Source organism: Pseudomonas sp. NFX183 (assembly GCF_047943075.1).
Classification (GTDB): domain Bacteria; phylum Pseudomonadota; class Gammaproteobacteria; order Pseudomonadales; family Pseudomonadaceae; genus Aquipseudomonas.
Genome location: NZ_CP181333.1, coordinates 606,408 through 623,612 on the forward strand (window position 1 = coordinate 606,408; position 17,205 = coordinate 623,612).

A 17,205-nucleotide genomic window follows, 5' to 3' on the forward strand; every position below is an offset into this window, starting at 1 on the left:
ACAAAATGCAGGGCATCGCCCAAAATCGGCCCTTTCCACTCGACCCCGGAGGCGCACTCAGGTGGCACTGCACAAGGACCTTCCGCCGCTGCTGGCTTTACGCGCCTTCGAAGCCGTCGCGCGGTACTTGAGTTTCATCAAGGCGGCGAACGAGCTGTCGGTCACCCAAAGTGCCTTGAGCCACCAGGTGCACAAACTCGAACAGCATCTGGGCAAACCGCTGTTTATCCGACGCACCCGCGCGATTGACCTGACCGCCGACGGCCAACGTTACTACGCCGAAATCCGCCCCGCCCTCGACGCCATCGCCGCCGCCACGCGCGCGCAAAAAACAGCGCCCACTACCACCGTGCTACGCGTCGGCCTGCTGGCATCCTTCGCCACCCTGTGGCTGGCCCCACGCCTGGCCGGCTTTCTCAACCGTTACCCGCATATCCAGGTCGAGTTGCTGCCGGCGATTCAATTGGCCAACGTCGCCGCGGCCGAGGTGGATCTGGCCATCCGCTATGGCAAAGGCGATTGGCCGGATGTACAAGCCACCCGCCTGATGCCCGAAGTGATCTCACCAGTGTGCAGCCCGGCCTTCAAGGCCGGCCCACTGCACAACGGCGCGTTATTGATGGCCACCTCGCACCGGCCCTTCGAATGGACGGATTGGTCCGCGCATTATCACGTCGACCTCGAGCACCACCCCCGCGTGATGCTGCACGACTACAACATCGTGGTCGAAGCGGCTGTGGCCGGCCAGGGCATCGCCATGGGCCGGCACCGCTTGATCGAGCGCAAGCTGCAGGACGGCAGCCTGGTGGAAGCCTTCGACTGGCCGCCCTATCACAGCGAAATCGGCTACTGGCTGATCGCGCCCCAAGGCCCCGCCAGCGACGCGGCCGAATGCTTCAGCCAGTGGTTGAAGGACGCCTGCCGCGACGCGTGAGTTTTTTCGATACGTCAGGTGAGATCTATCCGTTTGTCGCCCGACGGCTCAGCCAACATGCTGAAACCTTCTTGCCCCTAGAGGATTCAACATGCGCGACTCCCTTCGCCAACGCGTGCAAGCCCTTGGCCTGACGCTGCCAACGCCCAGCCAGCCGGCGGCCAACTACATCAGCCATGTGATCAGCCAGAACCAGCTGTTTATCTCTGGGCAAATTCCCATGATCGATGGCAAACCCGCCTACATCGGCCGGTTAGGCGAAACCCTCAGCGATGAAGAAGGCGCCCAGGCGGCAGAGTTGGCGGCGCTGGGTTTGCTGGGGCAATTGAGCGATGCCGTCGGTGATGACCTGTCGCGCGTGGTGCACATTCTGCGCCTGGGTGTGTTCATTGCCAGCAGCGGCGACTTCCAGCGCCAAAGCGTGGTCGCCAACGGCGCATCGAACCTGGTGGTCAACGCCCTGGGTGACAAAGGCCGGCATGTGCGGACTGCCGTCGGGGTGTCCAGCCTGCCGGCCGGCGTGGCGGTGGAGGTTGATGCGATTTTCGAGTTGCAGCCGTGAGCCCGCTCGAAGTTCAGCAGCTGCGCGACGCAACACCCGGCTGCCAGTCGGGCATCGTGCACTTTAACCACGCGGGTGCCTCGCTGCCCAGCCAGGCCACGCTGGACGCAATCATCGACCAGTTGCAACGCGAAGCCCGCGACGGCCCGATGGAGGCCGGCGAGCAGGGTGAAGTGCTGGTAGAAAAAGCCCGGCGCGCAGCCGCGCAATTGCTCAATGCGCCGACCTCGTCGATCGCATTTGCCAGCAGCGGCTCAAGCGCCTGGAGCATGGCCTTCCAGGCCTTGGGCCCATGGCAACCTGGCGAGCGCATTCTGGTCGGTCGCCACGAATGGGGCGGCAACCTGGCGAGCATGCAACAGGCGGTGCAAGCCGGCGCACGGATAGAAGTCATTCCCTGCGATGAAACCGGCGCAGTCTGCCCGGTGGCGCTGGAGTCGATGATTGATGCCAAGGTCAAGCTGATCGACTTGACCTGGTTGCCCGCCAACGGCGGCCTGATCAACCCTGCCCAGGCGATCGGCGCAGTGGCCAGGCGTCACGCCATTCCCTATTTCATCGACGCCGGCCAAGCGGTCGGCCAACTGCCGGTGGATGTGCAGGCGCTGCACTGCGATGTGCTCAAGTCGGCCGGCCGCAAACACCTGCGTGGGCCCCGCGGTACGGCGTTACTGTATGTGCGACCGGATTTTCTCTCGCAGCTCAATCCCGCTCAGCGTGATGTGTTTTCCGCACCCTGGACCGCCGAAGGCTTCGACCTGCGCGATGACGCCCGGCGCTTTGAAACCAGCGAGGTGTCTTTTGCCTTGTTGGCTGGCTTGGGCAATGCGTTGCAGGAGGTGAATCGACTGGGCGTGGAGCACACGTGGGAAAGGGTCTTACAACTTAGTGAGCGAATCCGTGAAGCATTGCGTCAGTTGCCGGGGGTTTCCCTGCACGACCTGGGCGCGGCGCACTCAGGACTGATCGCCTTCAACCTCGCAGGCTGGGACGCCTTCGAGCTCAAACGCCGCCTGGGGTTGAAACGAATCAACATCGGCGCAAATGGTGTGGCCTACACGCCGCTGGACATGCAGGCGCGAGGGCTGACGAGCGTTGCGCGGGTGTCGGTCAGCCCGCTCAACACCGAACATGACATTGAACGGCTGATCACCGCGCTACGCGAATTGCGTGACTAAACCTCGACGTCCACCCACAGGCCCTGGCGCGGCGCATCTTCGATCAGCGGCACCACTGGCACGGTGTTGTCGGCGTTGAGCACATCGCCGGGAATCGCCAGGTGCGCTTCGGGGTCTTCGTCGGCTTCACGCCGGCGCTTCTGCTGTTCCTGCTGGCGGCGTTGTTCCTCGCGCAGCAGCAAGGTTGACTGCTCGGCATCGCCCTTTTTCAGGTCGATCGTGCTTTCGTTGGAGCCCGCTTGCACTGGCACCACGGGCGGGATATCCGGCTTCTGACGCACCGGGTCAAGTTGTGACGTGACCGGCACAACGCTGACGGGCAGCATGGGTGGCAGCATAATAATTATTCTCCTGATCAACAGGCTGTCGGCGGGTTGCAGGGCGACTTGAGCCCAAGCTCGCCAAGCTGTGACCCAGTCGACACTCGCAAGTGCCCGCCACCCGTCGATCCAGCTTTCGAACCCGCGCGTTAACGGAGTAGTTTTTGTCAGAGTCCTTTGGCTGAGGGCCTTGTTCCGTTAAGATAGTCGGCTTTTTCACGGCGGGAGTCAGGCAGCATGGCGCAGCAGTATCAACCGGGGCAACGCTGGATTAGTGACAGCGAAGCAGAGCTGGGGTTAGGCACCGTTCTGGCACAGGACGGCCGCTTGTTGACCGTGCTCTATCCGGCCACTGGCGACACTCGTCAGTATGCGCTACGGAATGCGCCCCTCACTCGCGTGAGGTTTTCGCCGGGTGATTCCATCACCCATTTCGAAGGCTGGAAAATGACCGTACAGGAAGTCGACGACGTCGATGGCCTGCTGGTTTACCACGGCCTCAATGGGCAGAACGAGCAGGTCACCCTGCCGGAAACCCAACTGTCCAACTTCATCCAGTTCCGCCTGGCCAGCGACCGTCTGTTCGCCGGCCAGATCGATCCGCTGGCCTGGTTCTCGCTGCGTTACCACACCCTGGAACACACCAGCCGCCAACTGCAGTCCTCGCTGTGGGGCTTGGGTGGCGTGCGTGCGCAACCTATTGCTCACCAACTGCACATCGCCCGTGAAGTCGCTGACCGTATCGCGCCGCGGGTATTGTTGGCTGACGAAGTGGGCCTGGGCAAGACCATCGAAGCAGGCCTGGTGATCCATCGCCAGCTGCTTTCCGGCCGCGCCAGCCGGGTGCTGATCCTGGTGCCGGAAAACCTGCAGCACCAGTGGCTGGTGGAAATGCGCCGCCGCTTCAACCTGCAGGTTGCGCTGTTCGACGAAGAACGCTTCATCGAAAGCGATGCCACTAACCCGTTCGAAGACACCCAGTTGGCCCTCGTGGCCCTGGAATGGCTGGTGGACGACGAGAAGGCCCAGGACGCACTGTTCGCGGCCGGCTGGGACTTGCTGGTGGTCGACGAAGCCCACCACCTGGTCTGGCATGAAGACAAGGCCAGCCCGGAGTATTCGCTGGTCGAGCAACTTGCCGAGGTGATTCCTGGCGTGCTGCTGCTGACCGCCACCCCGGAACAGCTGGGCCAGGACAGCCACTTTGCGCGCCTGCGCCTGCTGGACCCGAACCGCTTCCACGACCTGCATGCCTTCCGCGCCGAAAGCGAAAACTATCGCCCGGTGGCCGAAGCCGTGCAGGAGCTGCTGGACAAAGGCCGCCTGTCGCCGACCGCACACAAGACCATCCAGGGTTTCCTCGGCGACGAAGGTGAAGCGCTGCTCACCGCCGTCAACGATGGCGACACCGAAGCCAGTGCGCGCCTGGTGCGTGAGCTGCTTGACCGCCACGGCACCGGCCGCGTGCTGTTCCGTAACACCCGGGCTGCCGTGCAAGGTTTCCCGGAGCGCAAACTGCACGCCTACCCGCTGCCGAACCCGGACGAATACCTCGAGTTGCCGCTGGGCGAACACGCCGAGCTGTACCCGGAAGTCAGCTTCCAGTCGCAGCCGGACGTGGATGAAGAAAACCGCTGGTGGCGCTTCGACCCACGCGTGGAGTGGCTGATCGACCAGCTGAAAATGCTCAAGCGCACCAAAGTGCTGGTGATCTGCGCCCACGCCGAAACCGCCATGGACCTGGAAGACGCCCTGCGCGTGCGTTCCGGCATTCCGGCCACGGTGTTCCACGAGGGCATGAACATCCTCGAGCGTGACCGCGCGGCCGCTTACTTCGCCGACGAAGAGTTCGGCGCCCAGGTGCTGATCTGCTCGGAAATCGGCAGTGAAGGCCGCAACTTCCAGTTCTCCCACCACTTGGTGCTGTTCGACCTGCCGTCCCACCCTGACCTGCTGGAACAGCGGATCGGGCGTCTGGACCGGATCGGTCAGAAGCACGTGATCGAATTGCACGTGCCGTACCTGGAAACCAGCCCGCAAGAGCGTCTGTTCCAGTGGTACCACGAAGCGCTGAACGCGTTCCTCAACACCTGCCCGACCGGCAACGCCCTGCAACATCAGTTCGGCCCGCGTCTGCTGCCGTTGCTGGAAAACGCCGACGATGGCGAATGGCAAGCCCTGATCGACGAGGCCCGCGCCGAGCGCGAGCGTCTGGAGCAAGAGCTGCACACCGGTCGCGACCGCTTGCTGGAGCTCAACTCCGGCGGCGCGGGTGAAGGCGATGCGCTGGTAGAGGACATCCTCGAGCAAGACGACCAGTTCGCCCTGCCGATCTACATGGAAACCCTGTTCGACGCCTTTGGCATCGACAGCGAAGACCATTCGGAAAACGCACTGATCCTCAAGCCCAGCGAAAAAATGCTCGACGCCAGCTTCCCGCTGGGCGACGACGAAGGTGTGACCATCACCTACGACCGTAACCAGGCGCTGTCGCGCGAAGACATGCAGTTCATCACCTGGGAACACCCGATGGTGCAGGGCGGCATGGACCTGGTGCTGTCCGGCTCGATGGGCAACACCGCCGTGGCGCTGATCAAGAACAAGGCGCTCAAGCCGGGCACCGTGTTGCTCGAATTGCTGTACGTGAGTGAAGTGGTTGCGCCGCGCTCCTTGCAACTGGGCCGCTACTTGCCACCGGCGGCCTTGCGCTGCCTGCTGGACGCCAATGGCAATGACCTGTCCGGCCGCGTGTCGTTTGAAACCCTGAACGACCAGCTCGAAAGCGTGCCACGCGCCAGCGCCAACAAGTTCGTGCAGGCTCAGCGTGACCAACTCACGCCGCGCATCAATGCCGGTGAAGAGAAGATCACCCCGCGCCACGCCGAGCGAGTGGCCGAGGCCAAGCGCCGCCTGGCGGCGGACACCGACGAAGAGCTGGCGCGCCTGACCGCGTTGCAAGCGGTCAACCCGACCGTGCGTGACAGCGAGCTGGTTGCCCTGCGTCAGCAACGCGAGCAAGGTTTGGCCATGCTCGACAAAGCGGCGCTGCGACTGGAAGCGATTCGGGTGCTGGTGGCGGGTTGATTACCGCCCTGCCCTGTTAAGAAGAAGGCCCGCGCAATGCGGGCCTTTTTTGTTTGGCTTGAGGGCCTCATCGCGGGCAAGCCCGCGATGGCGTCACCTCGGTCTCAAGCGGTAGCCGCCGCAGCCGGCACCTCCACCGCCCCCAACCCATCCTTCATGCGCTTGGCATCACGCACAAAACTGCGCGACGCCTGGAACAGAAACAGCAGGGTCAAAAACAGCGCCACCGGAATCAGGTACATGGCGTCGTGCAGCCCCACCGCTTTATAGGCTTCAGTCATCTGCGCCGCCCCATCGGCATACATCGCCGAATGGGCAAAGTGATCAGACAGTCCGCCCACCACAATCGGCCCCATGCCGCCGCCCAACAGGTACAACCCGGCGAAGAACAGCGCCATCGCCGTGGCCCGCAGACGCGGCTCAACCACGTCCTGAATGGCGGTGTACACGCAGGTATAGAAGTTGTAGGCAAATAGCCAGCCCACACTGAACAGCGCCACAAACACACCAATCTCGATGCGTCCGGCGTGCAATGCCCACGCGGTGGTGACGGTGGAGATGATCAAGCTGCAGGCGGCGAACAACAGTCGGCCATTGGCGATTCGCTGATGGATCTTGTCGGCAATCCAGCCGCCCAACGTCAGGCCCACCAGGCCGGTGATGCCCACGATTACGCCAGTGGCAACCGCCGCCTCCTGCAACGGCATCAGGAAATAGCGCTGCAACATCGGCACCAGAAACGAGTTGCACGCATAGGTGGCAAAGTTGAAGCACAGCCCGGCCAGCACCAGCCACAGGAAGGTCGGCACTGCCAGCACGCGGCGGATCGGGCGATCGACGCGCTCCTGCGAGACCTGCACGGTTTCGGCCGCGCCGCGCTTGGGCTCCTTGATATAGAACATGAACACCGCGAGGATCAGCCCCGGTACGGCGGCGATAAAGAACGGTGCGCGCCAGCTGTCGAACGCCTTGACCATCGCGCCGATGGTGAAGAACGCCAGCAGCAGGCCCAACGGCAGGCCGAGCATGAAAATACCCATGGCGCGGGCGCGGCGGTGGGCGGGAAACAGGTCGCCGATCAGTGAGTTGGCCGCCGGCGCATAGCTGGCTTCGCCAATGCCGATGCCCATGCGCACCAGCAGGAAGGTCCAGAAACTGCCGACCAGGCCGTTGAGTGCGGTCAACCCGCTCCAGGCAAACAAGCCCCAGCCCATCAGTTTGCTGCGCGAACCGGTGTCGGCCATGCGCCCCAGCGGCAAACCGGCAATGGCGTAGACGATAGTAAAGGCGGTGCCGATGATGCCGAGCTGAAAGTCGCTCAGGTGCCATTCCATACGAATGGGTTCGATGATGATCGCGGGGATGGTGCGGTCGAAGAAATTGAACAGGTTGGCCAGGAACAGCAGGAACAGAATGCGCCAGGCATTCGCCGCTTGGGTCGAGTTCTGCATGGGTCCGTCTCTTTTATTGTTATGAGAGCTGCGATGCCCGATGCATCCTGCCCGGTACCTGCAACATAGTCAGGCAGGTGCCGGTTGTCTGTAATGATTCGTAAAGCTGATAGGGCATGATTTCGCCCGGTATCACGGGACTTCGCCTACAAAAATATAAGTTCACGCCCCCCTTCCCAACGGCAACGCCAAGGATAGAATGGCGAGCCTTCCGTAACACCCACATCCTACTTTTCTTATCGATGACGCCCATGTCCGAAGCCAGTCCGTGTCTGAGTTGCGGTGCCTGCTGTTCACACTTTCGTGTGTCTTTCTTCTGGGGTGAGTGCGCCTCATCGGGGGGCACCGTGCCCGATGACCTGGTGGTGCAGATCAATCCCACGCGCGTGGCGATGATCGGCACCGACCAGAAACCCGCGCGTTGCTGCAGCCTTGAGGGGGAAGTCGGCAAAGGCACCCGTTGCATGATCTATGAGCAGCGATCGAGCCCGTGTCGGGAGTTCGACGCGTCGTGGAGCCAGGGCGAACAGAACGTCGATTGCGACACGGCACGCGCCGCCTTTGGCTTGCCGCCCCTCGAGGCGCCTTTCGAGTTCGACCTGCCGATCAGCGCTTAGCAGCAAACGCTATGGCGAGCATGCCAAAATCATTCAGAGCAAAGTGCCATTATTCCTGGCAAATCCCGCAAGGCTTCTATACTCGAGGTCATAAGCCATTGCTGTAGGCAATGACGTACTGACTTTGACGGGACATGCTATGGAATGGCGAGGTATGTATTTTTTTACCGAGCTTCCAGATAACGGGCATTTATTACTCAATTGCAGTCATAACCCCTTTCTGGTGCTGCTGGCGTATCTGGTCGCTTGTGCAGCAGGGTTCGGAACATTGGACATGGCCGAGCGCGTCGGCCACGTGGAAGACCCTACTGCCCGCCGCCACTGGCGCTGGCTGGGGGCGGGATGCCTGGCAGGCGGCATCTGGTCGACTCACTTCATCAGCATGCTGGCCTTTCAGGCACCTATTGCCATTCATTACGAACTGCTCATGACGTTCGCCTCGCTGGTGATCGCCCTGATTGCCTCGTTGTTTGCCATGCAAACCCTCAGTCACGCTCATTTGCGCTTTCATCAATACCTGCTGGCATCGGTATGGATGGGACTGGGCATTGCCTTGATGCACTACGTCGGCATGTCGGCCATGCGCTCCCAGGCCCAGGTGTACTTCGACTCGGGGCTGTTTTTGGCGTCGGTGGGCATCGCCATTGGCGCCAGCCTGGCCGCGTTGCTGCTGTCGTGCTACCTGCGCAACGGCACCGGTGTGTTCCATCAATTGCTCAAATACGCCGCCAGCCTGGTGCTGGGCGCCGGCATCCTGAGCATGCACTTCACCGGCATGGCTGCCATGCAAATGATGGTGCCCAACGGTGCGGACCTCGCGTTGCCACTGGACAACAACCCCATCCAGCTTGGCCTGTCCGTGGCCGTGATCACCCTGTTGGTGATCGGCAGCAGCGTCAGTGCAGCACTGGCCGACAAAAAACTGCAGCACAAGGAACGCGACCTGCGCCGGGTCAACGCGCTGCTCAGCGAACTGGACCAGGCCCGCGCCTCGCTGCAACAGGTCGCGCATTTTGATGCGCTGACCACCCTGCTCAACCGTCGCGGTTTCAATCAGATTTTCGCGGAGAAAGTCGCCGAAAAAACTGCAAGCCACGGCATGATGGCGGTGATCTTCCTCGATATCGACCACTTTAAGCGCATCAACGACAGCCTTGGGCATGATGCCGGCGACCAGTTACTCACTGTGTTGGCCGGGCATATCAAAGGGTCGGTGCGCAGCCATGACGATGTGGTCGCGCGCTTTGGCGGCGATGAATTCTGCATCCTGATCAGCATTCACCATCGCGACGAAGCGCGGCATATGGCGCAGCGCATCATGCAGAAGATGAAAGAGCCGATCGAACTGGCCGGCCGGCGCATGGTGATGACCACCAGCATCGGCATCAGCCTGTTCCCCGATGATGGCGTGACCTGTGAGGAGCTGCTGAAAACCGCCGACCTGGCGCTTTACCAGTCCAAAGACACCGGGCGCAACAGCCTGAACTTTTTCAGCTCCAACCTCAAAACCCGCGCGTTTCTGGAACTGCAACTGGAAGAAGAGCTGCGCGCCGCCCTGCGCACGCGCAACCAACTGGTCCTGTTTTATCAGCCTATCTTCGACATGAAACTCGGCAAGGTTACGCGCCTGGAAGCCCTGGTGCGCTGGCAACACCCGCAACACGGGCTGCTGGCGCCGGACCGGTTTATCGCCATTGCCGAAAGCAACGGGCTGATTGCCGAACTGGACCACTGGGTATTACGCCAGGCATGCCACGATTTGAGCCTGCTGTCTGACCGCGGCTATACCGAGCTGACCATGGCCGTGAACTGCTCGGCCCTCAACCTGGCGCGTGACGAACTGGCGGATGAAATCGAAGACGCCCTGCGCTTCGCCGGCATCGCCGCCGGACGCCTGGAGTTGGAAGTCACCGAAAACGCCCTGATGGGCAACATCAGCAGCACGCTCGCGCTGTTGCGGCAAATCCGGGCACTGGGCGTGTCGCTGGCGATTGATGACTTCGGCACTGGCTACTCGTCACTGGCTTATCTCAAGCGCCTGCCGCTCAACACGCTGAAGATCGACCGTTCCTTTATCCAGGACATTCCCAAATCGACTGCCGATATCGAGATCGTCCAGGCGATTATCGGCATGGCTCACACGCTGCACCTGCACGTTGTCACCGAAGGCGTGGAAACCCAGGCGCAATTCGAACTGCTGCTCAACCATGGCTGTGACTTCATTCAGGGCTACCTGCTGAGCCCAGCGGTGCCTTTGAGCGATGTGGTTGGCGTGATCCAGGGCATCCAGATGCGTAACCCGCTCTACCCTTTCAGCGTGGAAGGCAGCAAAGACACCACGCCGCCAAAAGACCTTGTCACAGGCCGTATCGGCCCACCTTCGATCGTCAGGCCAATTCGTTAACGCCGAATATTTGGCATTTAGCCATCATTTGCCTGAAGAAGGCCGACGAACGAGCGGTTCATCAACGTCCACGTGGCGTTGCTCATCGGATGGGGAAGACCAAGGTTATTTCGTTGAATCACCATACTGGCAAGACTGCATAGACCGAGTCGCGGCCATCGCAGGCAAGCCTGCTCCCCCACTTGGAATGCATGTCAAATATGGGAGCTGGCTTGCCCGCAATAGCGGTCTGCCAGACAAGCAAAATCCTGATCCCTGCCACACCCAGAAACAATTCCTTGAGCCTTCGGCCCCGCGCACAACTGTTCCCGTGACGCGCACGTCACCCTCACCTGTGACCTTTCTCTACGGCAAGGTGCCATCACGGCGCCGGCGGTTACTCCGCTACACACTTGCAGGGGACCGAGCAGTGCACCTTTTTAGCGCATCCGTTTCTTACGCCGCCCTTTCCTGGATCAGAATCCACGGCGAAACCACCACCGCCCACAGGCTTGGATCCCTCTCGACCAGGTCCAATGCCCGCGTCGCAGACACCTCGCCAAGGCTCCCTGCAGCCAGCCATGCAGCGACTTTGTCACGGTTATCCTCGGCCATCCCCTCGGCGGCTTCGATCAAATCCAGGCCGGCGTCGACCCACAATAGGGCACCCTTGGCAAAGAACGGCTCGAGCTCCTTCCAGGAAATTTCGGCGGTTTCACCGAGCAGCTTGGCATAGAGGGTGCTAGGTTCTTGCGTCATGGGAATTCACCTGAATAAAAAATCGGCGCAATCATAGCGTCAGGCGTCAGGCAGAAAAACCCAGTTGCAAATGAGGCACCGAACGAAAGTGTCAGGAAAGCCAAGGATTGCCTGAAACTCTGGCATCACCCCGCCGCAATTCTGTCTTTTTCTTTCATTAAAGCGACACCCCCGGCGTTTGCCCCCAGCAGCCAGCTTTTCAAGCGATCAACCGGCGCTCTACACTGTACCGGTACAGTTGCCAGGGCAATGCCGGGGGGATATCCGAGATATCTGATCCGGTTCTGCAGCTCACAAGGCCGCTAGAACTATAAAAAATACAACAGTAAGAGTGGAGCACTATGAATAAGGCTACTAAGCAGATTTCCAAACTGTTTGCCGCTATGGTCCTGGCTGGGGTTGCCGGCCATTCGTTCGCAGCCGACACCATCAAGATCGGTATCGCAGGTCCAAAAACCGGCCCTGTGACGCAATACGGCGACATGCAATTCATGGGTGCCAAGCAGGCAATCGCCGACATCAACGCCAAGGGCGGCGTCGACGGCAAAATGCTTGAAGCCAAAGAATACGACGACGCTTGCGATCCAAAACAAGCCGTTGCCGTAGCCAACAAAGTGGTCAACGACGGCGTCAAGTTCGTAGTCGGTCACCTTTGCTCCAGCTCCACTCAGCCAGCAACCGACATCTACGAAGACGAAGGCGTGATCATGATCACTCCGGCGGCTACCAGCCCGGAAATCACCGCCCGTGGTTATAAACTGGTATTCCGTACCATCGGCCTGGACAGCGCCCAGGGCCCGGCAGCCGGCAACTACATCGCCGACTTCGTGAAGCCAAAGGTGGTTGCCGTACTGCACGACAAACAGCAATACGGTGAAGGCATCGCGACTGCCGTTAAACAGACCCTTGAGAAGAAAGGCGTGAAAGTCGCTGTCTTCGAAGGCCTGAACGCCGGCGATAAAGACTTCTCCTCGATCATCCAGAAGCTCAAGCAAGCCAACGTCGACTTCGTCTACTACGGCGGCTACCACCCAGAGCTGGGCCTGATCCTGCGCCAAGCCAAGGAAAAAGGCCTGAACGCCAAGTTCATGGGCCCGGAAGGCGTCGGCAACGACTCCATCTCGCAAATTGCCCAGGACGCTTCCGAAGGCCTGCTGGTAACCCTGCCTAAATCCTTCGACACCGACCCTGCCAACAAAGCCATTGTTGAAGAGTTCGCCAAGAACAAACAGGACCCAACCGGTCCGTTCGTGTTCCCGGCTTACTCTGCGGTTGAAGTCATCGCCGGCGGTATCGCTGCCGCGAAGAGCGAAGACACCGCCAAGGTGGCAGCTGCCATCCACGCAGGCACTTTCAAGACCCCTACTGGCGATCTGAGCTTTGACGCCAAGGGCGACCTGAAGGACTTCAAGTTCGTGGTCTACCAATGGCACTTCGGTAAACCAAAAACCGAAGTTTCCCCTCAGTAAGCCAGGCGTTACTGGTCAACAAGCCCACTGTGAGAGCAGTGGGCTTTGTTTTACGAGGTTTATGGGCCTGTCACCCGCGATCCGGGCGCTGGCTCACCTGAAAATCTTAAAACCGTCACCAGCGGTTCGCTGGCAAACGCTTTGTGCAAATGTGCTCATAGAACACAGCGCAGGGCCGGAACATGACTCCACCAGTGAAATGCGTATCGGGTTTTTAGGAGCGCTGTAATGCCTGAGATCTATCATTTTTTCCAACAGCTGGTTAATGGCCTGACCATTGGCAGCACCTATGCCTTGATAGCCATTGGCTACACAATGGTTTACGGCATCATTGGAATGATCAACTTCGCCCATGGCGAGGTGTACATGATTGGTTCCTACGTGGCCTTCATCGCCCTTGCCGGGCTGGCCATGATGGGTATCCACTCCCTGCCGCTGTTGATGACCGCCGCGTTTATCGCGTCGATTGTTGTAACCAGTGCCTACGGCTACAGCATCGAGCGGGTTGCCTATCGTCCCTTGCGTGGCAGCAACCGTTTGATCCCGCTGATTTCCGCCATCGGCATGTCGATATTCCTGCAGAACACTGTATTGCTGTCCCAGGACTCCAAGGACAAGTCCATTCCCAACCTGATTCCGGGGAGCATCTCCTTCGGCCCAGGTGGCGCACAAGAAGTGCTGATTTCCTACATGCAGATCCTGGTGTTCGTCGTCACGCTGGTGGCGATGCTGGGCCTGACGCTGTTCATTTCCCGCTCCCGTCTGGGGCGCGCCTGCCGGGCCTGCGCCGAAGACATCAAGATGGCCAACCTGCTGGGCATCAACACCAACAACATCATTGCCCTGACCTTCGTCATCGGTGCTGCGCTGGCGGCCGTCGCGGCGGTGCTGCTGAGCATGCAGTACGGCGTGATCAACCCCAACGCCGGTTTCCTGGTAGGCCTCAAGGCCTTTACCGCGGCGGTTCTGGGCGGCATCGGCAGTATTCCGGGCGCCATGCTCGGCGGGCTGGTGCTGGGCGTGGCTGAAGCCTTTGGCGCCGATATTTTCGGCGACCAATACAAGGATGTGGTGGCGTTCGGCCTGTTGGTTCTGGTGCTGTTGTTCCGTCCGACCGGCATTCTGGGCCGTCCGGAGGTTGAGAAAGTATGAGCAGATATCTTAAATCGGCGTTTTTCAGCGCCTTGCTGGTATGGGCCGTGGCCTTTCCGGTACTCGGCCTCAAGCTGAGCATTGTCGGCATCAACCTGGAAGTGCATGGCACCGGTCCCGTCACCCTGACCATCATCGCCCTGTGCTCGGTGCTGATGTTCCTGCGCGTGCTGTTCACCCAGCAGGTCGGTGCGTTGTTCAAGGGCAACCGTGGGCCATTGGTATCACCCAAGGTCAGCCAGTTCCTGACCCTGCCGCGCACCCAGCGCTACATCATCATCGGCCTGATCGTGGCCGCGTTGATCTGGCCGTTCTTCGGCTCACGCGGCGCGGTGGATATCGCGACACTGATCCTGATCTACGTGTTGCTGGGCCTGGGCCTGAACATCGTGGTGGGCCTGGCCGGCCTGCTCGACCTGGGGTATGTGGGCTTCTACGCCGTGGGTGCCTACACCTACGCGTTGCTCTCGCATTACCTGGGCTGGGGCTTCTGGATCTGCCTGCCGCTGGCGGGTATGGCGGCGGCCACGTTCGGCTTCCTGCTGGGCTTCCCGGTGCTGCGCCTGCGCGGTGACTATTTGGCGATCGTGACCCTGGGCTTCGGTGAAATCATCCGACTGTTCCTGCGTAACCTCACCGATATCACCGGCGGCCCCAACGGCATCAGCAGCATCCCCAAGCCGACGTTCTTCGGGCTGTCGTTCGACCGCACCGCCGCCGAGGGCATGCAGACTTTCCACGAGTACTTCGGGATCGACTACAACCCGGTGAGCAAAGTGGTTTTCCTGTACCTGGTGGCCCTGTTGCTGGCACTGGCGGCACTGTTCGTAATCAACCGTCTGCTGCGCATGCCGATCGGGCGGGCGTGGGAAGCGTTGCGCGAAGATGAGATCGCCTGCCGAGCGTTAGGCATGAACCCAACCGTCATCAAACTTTCGGCCTTCACCCTCGGGGCAACATTCGCCGGTTTCGCCGGCAGCTTCTTCGCGGCGCGCCAAGGCTTGGTGACCCCGGAGTCGTTCACCTTTATCGAGTCGGCGATCATCCTCGCCATCGTCGTACTGGGTGGCATGGGCTCGCAGCTGGGCGTGATCCTGGCGGCCATCGTAATGATCCTGCTGCCGGAGATGATGCGAGAGTTCAGCGAATACCGCATGTTGATGTTCGGCGCCATGATGGTGCTGATGATGATTTGGCGTCCCCAAGGTCTGCTGCCGATGCAACGCCCACACATGGAGCTGCGCAAATGAGCCGCGAGATCCTGAAAGTCGAAAACTTGAGCATGCGCTTCGGCGGTTTGCTGGCGGTCAACGGCGTGGCCCTGACCGTGAAAGAAAAACAGGTGGTGGCGCTGATCGGCCCCAACGGCGCCGGCAAAACCACGGTGTTCAACTGCCTCACCGGCTTTTACAAACCGAGCGGTGGCAGCATCCTGCTGGACGGCCAGCCGATCCAGGGCCTGGCCGGCCACGAGATCGCCCGCAAGGGCGTGGTACGCACCTTCCAGAACGTGCGGCTGTTCAAGGACATGACGGCGGTCGAGAACCTGTTGATTGCCCAGCACCGTCACCTGAACACCAACTTCTTTGCTGGCCTGTTCAAGACCCCGGCGTTTCGCAAGAGCGAGCGCGAGGCCATGGAATACGCCGAGTACTGGCTGGACAAGGTCAACCTCACCGAGTTTGCCAACCGCCCTGCCGGCACCCTGGCCTACGGTCAGCAACGTCGCCTGGAAATCGCCCGCTGCATGATGACCCGCCCGCGGATCCTCATGCTCGACGAACCGGCTGCCGGCCTGAACCCCAAGGAAACCGAGGACCTCAAGGCGCTGATCAGCGTGTTGCGTGAGGAAAACAACGCCACGGTGCTGTTGATCGAACACGACATGAAACTGGTCATGAGCATTTCCGACCACATCGTGGTGATCAACCAGGGCACGCCGCTGGCCGACGGGACACCGGAACAGATCCGCGACAATCCTGAAGTGATCAAAGCCTATTTGGGGGAAGCGTAAAATGCTGCAATTCGAAAACGTTTCCACTTTTTACGGCAAGATCCAGGCCCTGCACAGCGTCAACGTGGAAGTGCGCCAAGGTGAAATCGTCACGCTGATCGGTGCCAACGGCGCCGGCAAATCCACCTTGCTGATGACTTTGTGCGGTTCGCCGCAGGCCCACAGCGGCAGCATCCGCTACATGGGTGAAGAGCTGGTGGGGCAACAGTCCTCGCAGATCATGCGCAAGAGCATTGCAGTGGTGCCCGAAGGCCGCCGCGTGTTCTCGCGCCTGACCGTCGAGGAGAACCTGGCCATGGGCGGGTTCTTCACCGACAAGGGCGACTACCAGGAGCAGATGGACAAGGTGTTGCACCTGTTCCCCAGGCTCAAGGAACGCTTCAGCCAGCGCGGCGGCACCATGTCCGGCGGCGAGCAGCAAATGCTCGCCATTGGCCGTGCGCTGATGAGCAAGCCCAAGCTGTTGCTGTTGGACGAACCGTCCCTGGGCCTGGCCCCGATCATCATCCAGCAGATCTTCGACATCATCGAACAGCTGCGCAAGGACGGTGTAACGGTGTTCCTGGTCGAGCAAAACGCCAACCAGGCGCTGAAAATCGCCGACCGCGCCTACGTGCTGGAAAACGGCCGGGTGGTGATGCAGGGCACAGGTGAGCAGTTGCTCACGGATCCGAAGGTACGGGAGGCTTACCTCGGGGGCTAATACCATCCGGTTGCTGTATGAACTGGATCTAAATGTGGGAGCGGGCTTGCTCGCGAATGCGGTGTCTCAGTTAAGTTTCTATCGACTGACGCCCTGCATTCGCGAGCAAGCCCGCTCCCACATTTGCTTTGTGTGACGCTTAAATTTTGCGTTTCTTGAAATTATTGTCGTCGGACTTGTAACGAAATTCGCCCTGCCGCCTCTAGTGGAGTAAGCAGGCAATCAAGCTCGCTACCTCAACCCACCGCAGGAGTTACACCATGACCACTAAACTGTCCGCCGCTACCCTGATCCTGGCCCTCGGCTCTGCTCTGAGCCTGTCCGCAATGTCCAACATGGCCCACGCCGACGACGCCAAGATGGACAAATGCTTCGGCGTCGCTGAAGCCGGCAAGAACGATTGCGCTGCGGGCGCCGGCACTTCCTGCGCCGGCACCTCGAAAGTCAAAGACCAGGCCAATGCCTGGAAACTGGTCCCGGCCGGCACTTGCGCTAAAACCCCAAGCTCCACCTCGCCGACCGGTTTCGGCCAGGCAGCCGCCTTCACCGCCAAGTCCTGAAACAGCCCGCAGCCTGAGT

The 17,205-nt window shown here is 60.6% G+C and carries 15 protein-coding genes; 12 read left to right on the forward strand and 3 right to left on the reverse strand.

Annotated elements, in window-relative coordinates:
* Nucleotides 1-61: 61 nt before the first annotated feature.
* From ACM530_RS02980 to ACM530_RS02990, 3 genes are all read left to right on the forward strand, one after another.
* Nucleotides 62-934 (forward strand): LysR substrate-binding domain-containing protein, encoded by an 873-nt coding sequence (locus ACM530_RS02980; protein WP_416364243.1) that lies wholly within the window; start codon nt 62-64, stop codon nt 932-934.
* Nucleotides 935-1,025: 91 nt separating this feature from the next.
* A complete protein-coding gene (locus ACM530_RS02985; RefSeq protein ID WP_416364244.1) occupies nt 1,026-1,496 on the forward strand; it encodes a RidA family protein in 471 nt (156 codons plus the stop codon).
* Nucleotides 1,493-2,674: an aminotransferase class V-fold PLP-dependent enzyme gene (locus tag ACM530_RS02990; protein WP_145162028.1), complete on the forward strand. Its 1,182-nt coding sequence runs from the start codon at nt 1,493-1,495 to the stop codon at nt 2,672-2,674. The genes ACM530_RS02985 and ACM530_RS02990 overlap by 4 nt, the downstream gene beginning before the upstream one ends.
* Here the strand turns inward: ACM530_RS02990 and ACM530_RS02995 are convergent.
* A complete protein-coding gene (locus ACM530_RS02995) occupies nt 2,671-3,012 on the reverse strand; it encodes an aspartate-semialdehyde dehydrogenase (protein ID WP_145162025.1) in 342 nt (113 codons plus the stop codon). The genes ACM530_RS02990 and ACM530_RS02995 overlap by 4 nt on opposite strands.
* 219 nt (nt 3,013-3,231) lie before the next feature.
* On the opposite strand from ACM530_RS02995, the gene rapA reads away from it, so the two are divergent.
* The gene (gene rapA, locus ACM530_RS03000; protein ID WP_145162022.1) at nt 3,232-6,078 is read left to right on the forward strand and encodes an RNA polymerase-associated protein RapA; all 2,847 of its coding nucleotides are present in this window, start codon (nt 3,232-3,234) and stop codon (nt 6,076-6,078) included.
* A 104-nt stretch (nt 6,079-6,182) separates the two neighbouring features.
* Here rapA and ACM530_RS03005 read toward each other — a convergent pair whose 3' ends face one another.
* The gene (locus ACM530_RS03005) at nt 6,183-7,529 is read right to left on the reverse strand and encodes a spinster family MFS transporter (protein ID WP_145162019.1); all 1,347 of its coding nucleotides are present in this window, start codon (nt 7,527-7,529) and stop codon (nt 6,183-6,185) included.
* A 251-nt stretch (nt 7,530-7,780) separates the two neighbouring features.
* On the opposite strand from ACM530_RS03005, the gene ACM530_RS03010 reads away from it, so the two are divergent.
* Both ACM530_RS03010 and ACM530_RS03015 read left to right on the forward strand, forming a co-directional pair.
* A complete protein-coding gene (locus ACM530_RS03010; RefSeq protein WP_145162017.1) occupies nt 7,781-8,146 on the forward strand; it encodes a YkgJ family cysteine cluster protein in 366 nt (121 codons plus the stop codon).
* Between the two features lie 139 nt (nt 8,147-8,285).
* Complete coding sequence (locus tag ACM530_RS03015) at nt 8,286-10,550, forward strand: putative bifunctional diguanylate cyclase/phosphodiesterase (RefSeq protein ID WP_145162014.1); 2,265 nt, start codon at nt 8,286-8,288, stop codon at nt 10,548-10,550.
* A gap of 435 nt (nt 10,551-10,985) precedes the next feature.
* Here ACM530_RS03015 and ACM530_RS03020 read toward each other — a convergent pair whose 3' ends face one another.
* Nucleotides 10,986-11,288 (reverse strand): DUF2288 domain-containing protein, encoded by a 303-nt coding sequence (locus ACM530_RS03020; RefSeq protein WP_017530446.1) that lies wholly within the window; start codon nt 11,286-11,288, stop codon nt 10,986-10,988.
* Nucleotides 11,289-11,629: 341 nt separating this feature from the next.
* Here ACM530_RS03020 and ACM530_RS03025 point away from each other — a divergent pair, with 341 nt between their 5' ends.
* The 6 genes from ACM530_RS03025 (at nt 11,630) to ACM530_RS03050 (ending at nt 17,186) form a co-directional block, all read left to right on the forward strand.
* Complete coding sequence (locus ACM530_RS03025; protein ID WP_145162009.1) at nt 11,630-12,757, forward strand: branched-chain amino acid ABC transporter substrate-binding protein; 1,128 nt, start codon at nt 11,630-11,632, stop codon at nt 12,755-12,757.
* A gap of 228 nt (nt 12,758-12,985) precedes the next feature.
* Nucleotides 12,986-13,909 carry a high-affinity branched-chain amino acid ABC transporter permease LivH gene (gene livH, locus ACM530_RS03030; protein WP_106577104.1) on the forward strand — a complete coding sequence of 308 codons (924 nt, stop codon included), beginning with the start codon at nt 12,986-12,988 and terminating at the stop codon, nt 13,907-13,909.
* Nucleotides 13,906-15,159 (forward strand): high-affinity branched-chain amino acid ABC transporter permease LivM, encoded by a 1,254-nt coding sequence (locus ACM530_RS03035; RefSeq protein ID WP_064451210.1) that lies wholly within the window; start codon nt 13,906-13,908, stop codon nt 15,157-15,159. Before livH ends, ACM530_RS03035 begins: the two co-directional genes overlap by 4 nt.
* Nucleotides 15,156-15,923 carry a high-affinity branched-chain amino acid ABC transporter ATP-binding protein LivG gene (livG, locus tag ACM530_RS03040; RefSeq protein WP_016975067.1) on the forward strand — a complete coding sequence of 256 codons (768 nt, stop codon included), beginning with the start codon at nt 15,156-15,158 and terminating at the stop codon, nt 15,921-15,923. Before ACM530_RS03035 ends, livG begins: the two co-directional genes overlap by 4 nt.
* A 1-nt stretch (nt 15,924) precedes the next feature.
* Nucleotides 15,925-16,626: an ABC transporter ATP-binding protein gene (locus ACM530_RS03045; RefSeq protein WP_010212366.1), complete on the forward strand. Its 702-nt coding sequence runs from the start codon at nt 15,925-15,927 to the stop codon at nt 16,624-16,626.
* Nucleotides 16,627-16,886: 260 nt separating this feature from the next.
* Complete coding sequence (locus ACM530_RS03050; protein WP_145162006.1) at nt 16,887-17,186, forward strand: DUF2282 domain-containing protein; 300 nt, start codon at nt 16,887-16,889, stop codon at nt 17,184-17,186.
* Nucleotides 17,187-17,205: the final 19 nt, after the last annotated feature.

Bases quoted from the DNA above. Each gene is read 5' to 3' on its own strand.
- ACM530_RS02985 (WP_416364244.1), top strand. From the start codon at position 1,026: ATGCGCGACTCCCTTCGCCAACGCGTGCAAGCCCTTGGCCTGACGCTG.
- ACM530_RS02995 (WP_145162025.1), bottom strand. From the start codon at position 3,012: ATGCTGCCACCCATGCTGCCCGTCAGCGTTGTGCCGGTCACGTCACAA.
- rapA (WP_145162022.1), top strand. From the start codon at position 3,232: ATGGCGCAGCAGTATCAACCGGGGCAACGCTGGATTAGTGACAGCGAA.
- ACM530_RS03005 (WP_145162019.1), bottom strand. From the start codon at position 7,529: ATGCAGAACTCGACCCAAGCGGCGAATGCCTGGCGCATTCTGTTCCTG.
- ACM530_RS03010 (WP_145162017.1), top strand. From the start codon at position 7,781: ATGTCCGAAGCCAGTCCGTGTCTGAGTTGCGGTGCCTGCTGTTCACAC.
- ACM530_RS03015 (WP_145162014.1), top strand. From the start codon at position 8,286: ATGGAATGGCGAGGTATGTATTTTTTTACCGAGCTTCCAGATAACGGG.
- ACM530_RS03020 (WP_017530446.1), bottom strand. From the start codon at position 11,288: ATGACGCAAGAACCTAGCACCCTCTATGCCAAGCTGCTCGGTGAAACC.
- ACM530_RS03025 (WP_145162009.1), top strand. From the start codon at position 11,630: ATGAATAAGGCTACTAAGCAGATTTCCAAACTGTTTGCCGCTATGGTC.
- livH (WP_106577104.1), top strand. From the start codon at position 12,986: ATGCCTGAGATCTATCATTTTTTCCAACAGCTGGTTAATGGCCTGACC.
- ACM530_RS03035 (WP_064451210.1), top strand. From the start codon at position 13,906: ATGAGCAGATATCTTAAATCGGCGTTTTTCAGCGCCTTGCTGGTATGG.
- livG (WP_016975067.1), top strand. From the start codon at position 15,156: ATGAGCCGCGAGATCCTGAAAGTCGAAAACTTGAGCATGCGCTTCGGC.
- ACM530_RS03045 (WP_010212366.1), top strand. From the start codon at position 15,925: ATGCTGCAATTCGAAAACGTTTCCACTTTTTACGGCAAGATCCAGGCC.
- ACM530_RS03050 (WP_145162006.1), top strand. From the start codon at position 16,887: ATGACCACTAAACTGTCCGCCGCTACCCTGATCCTGGCCCTCGGCTCT.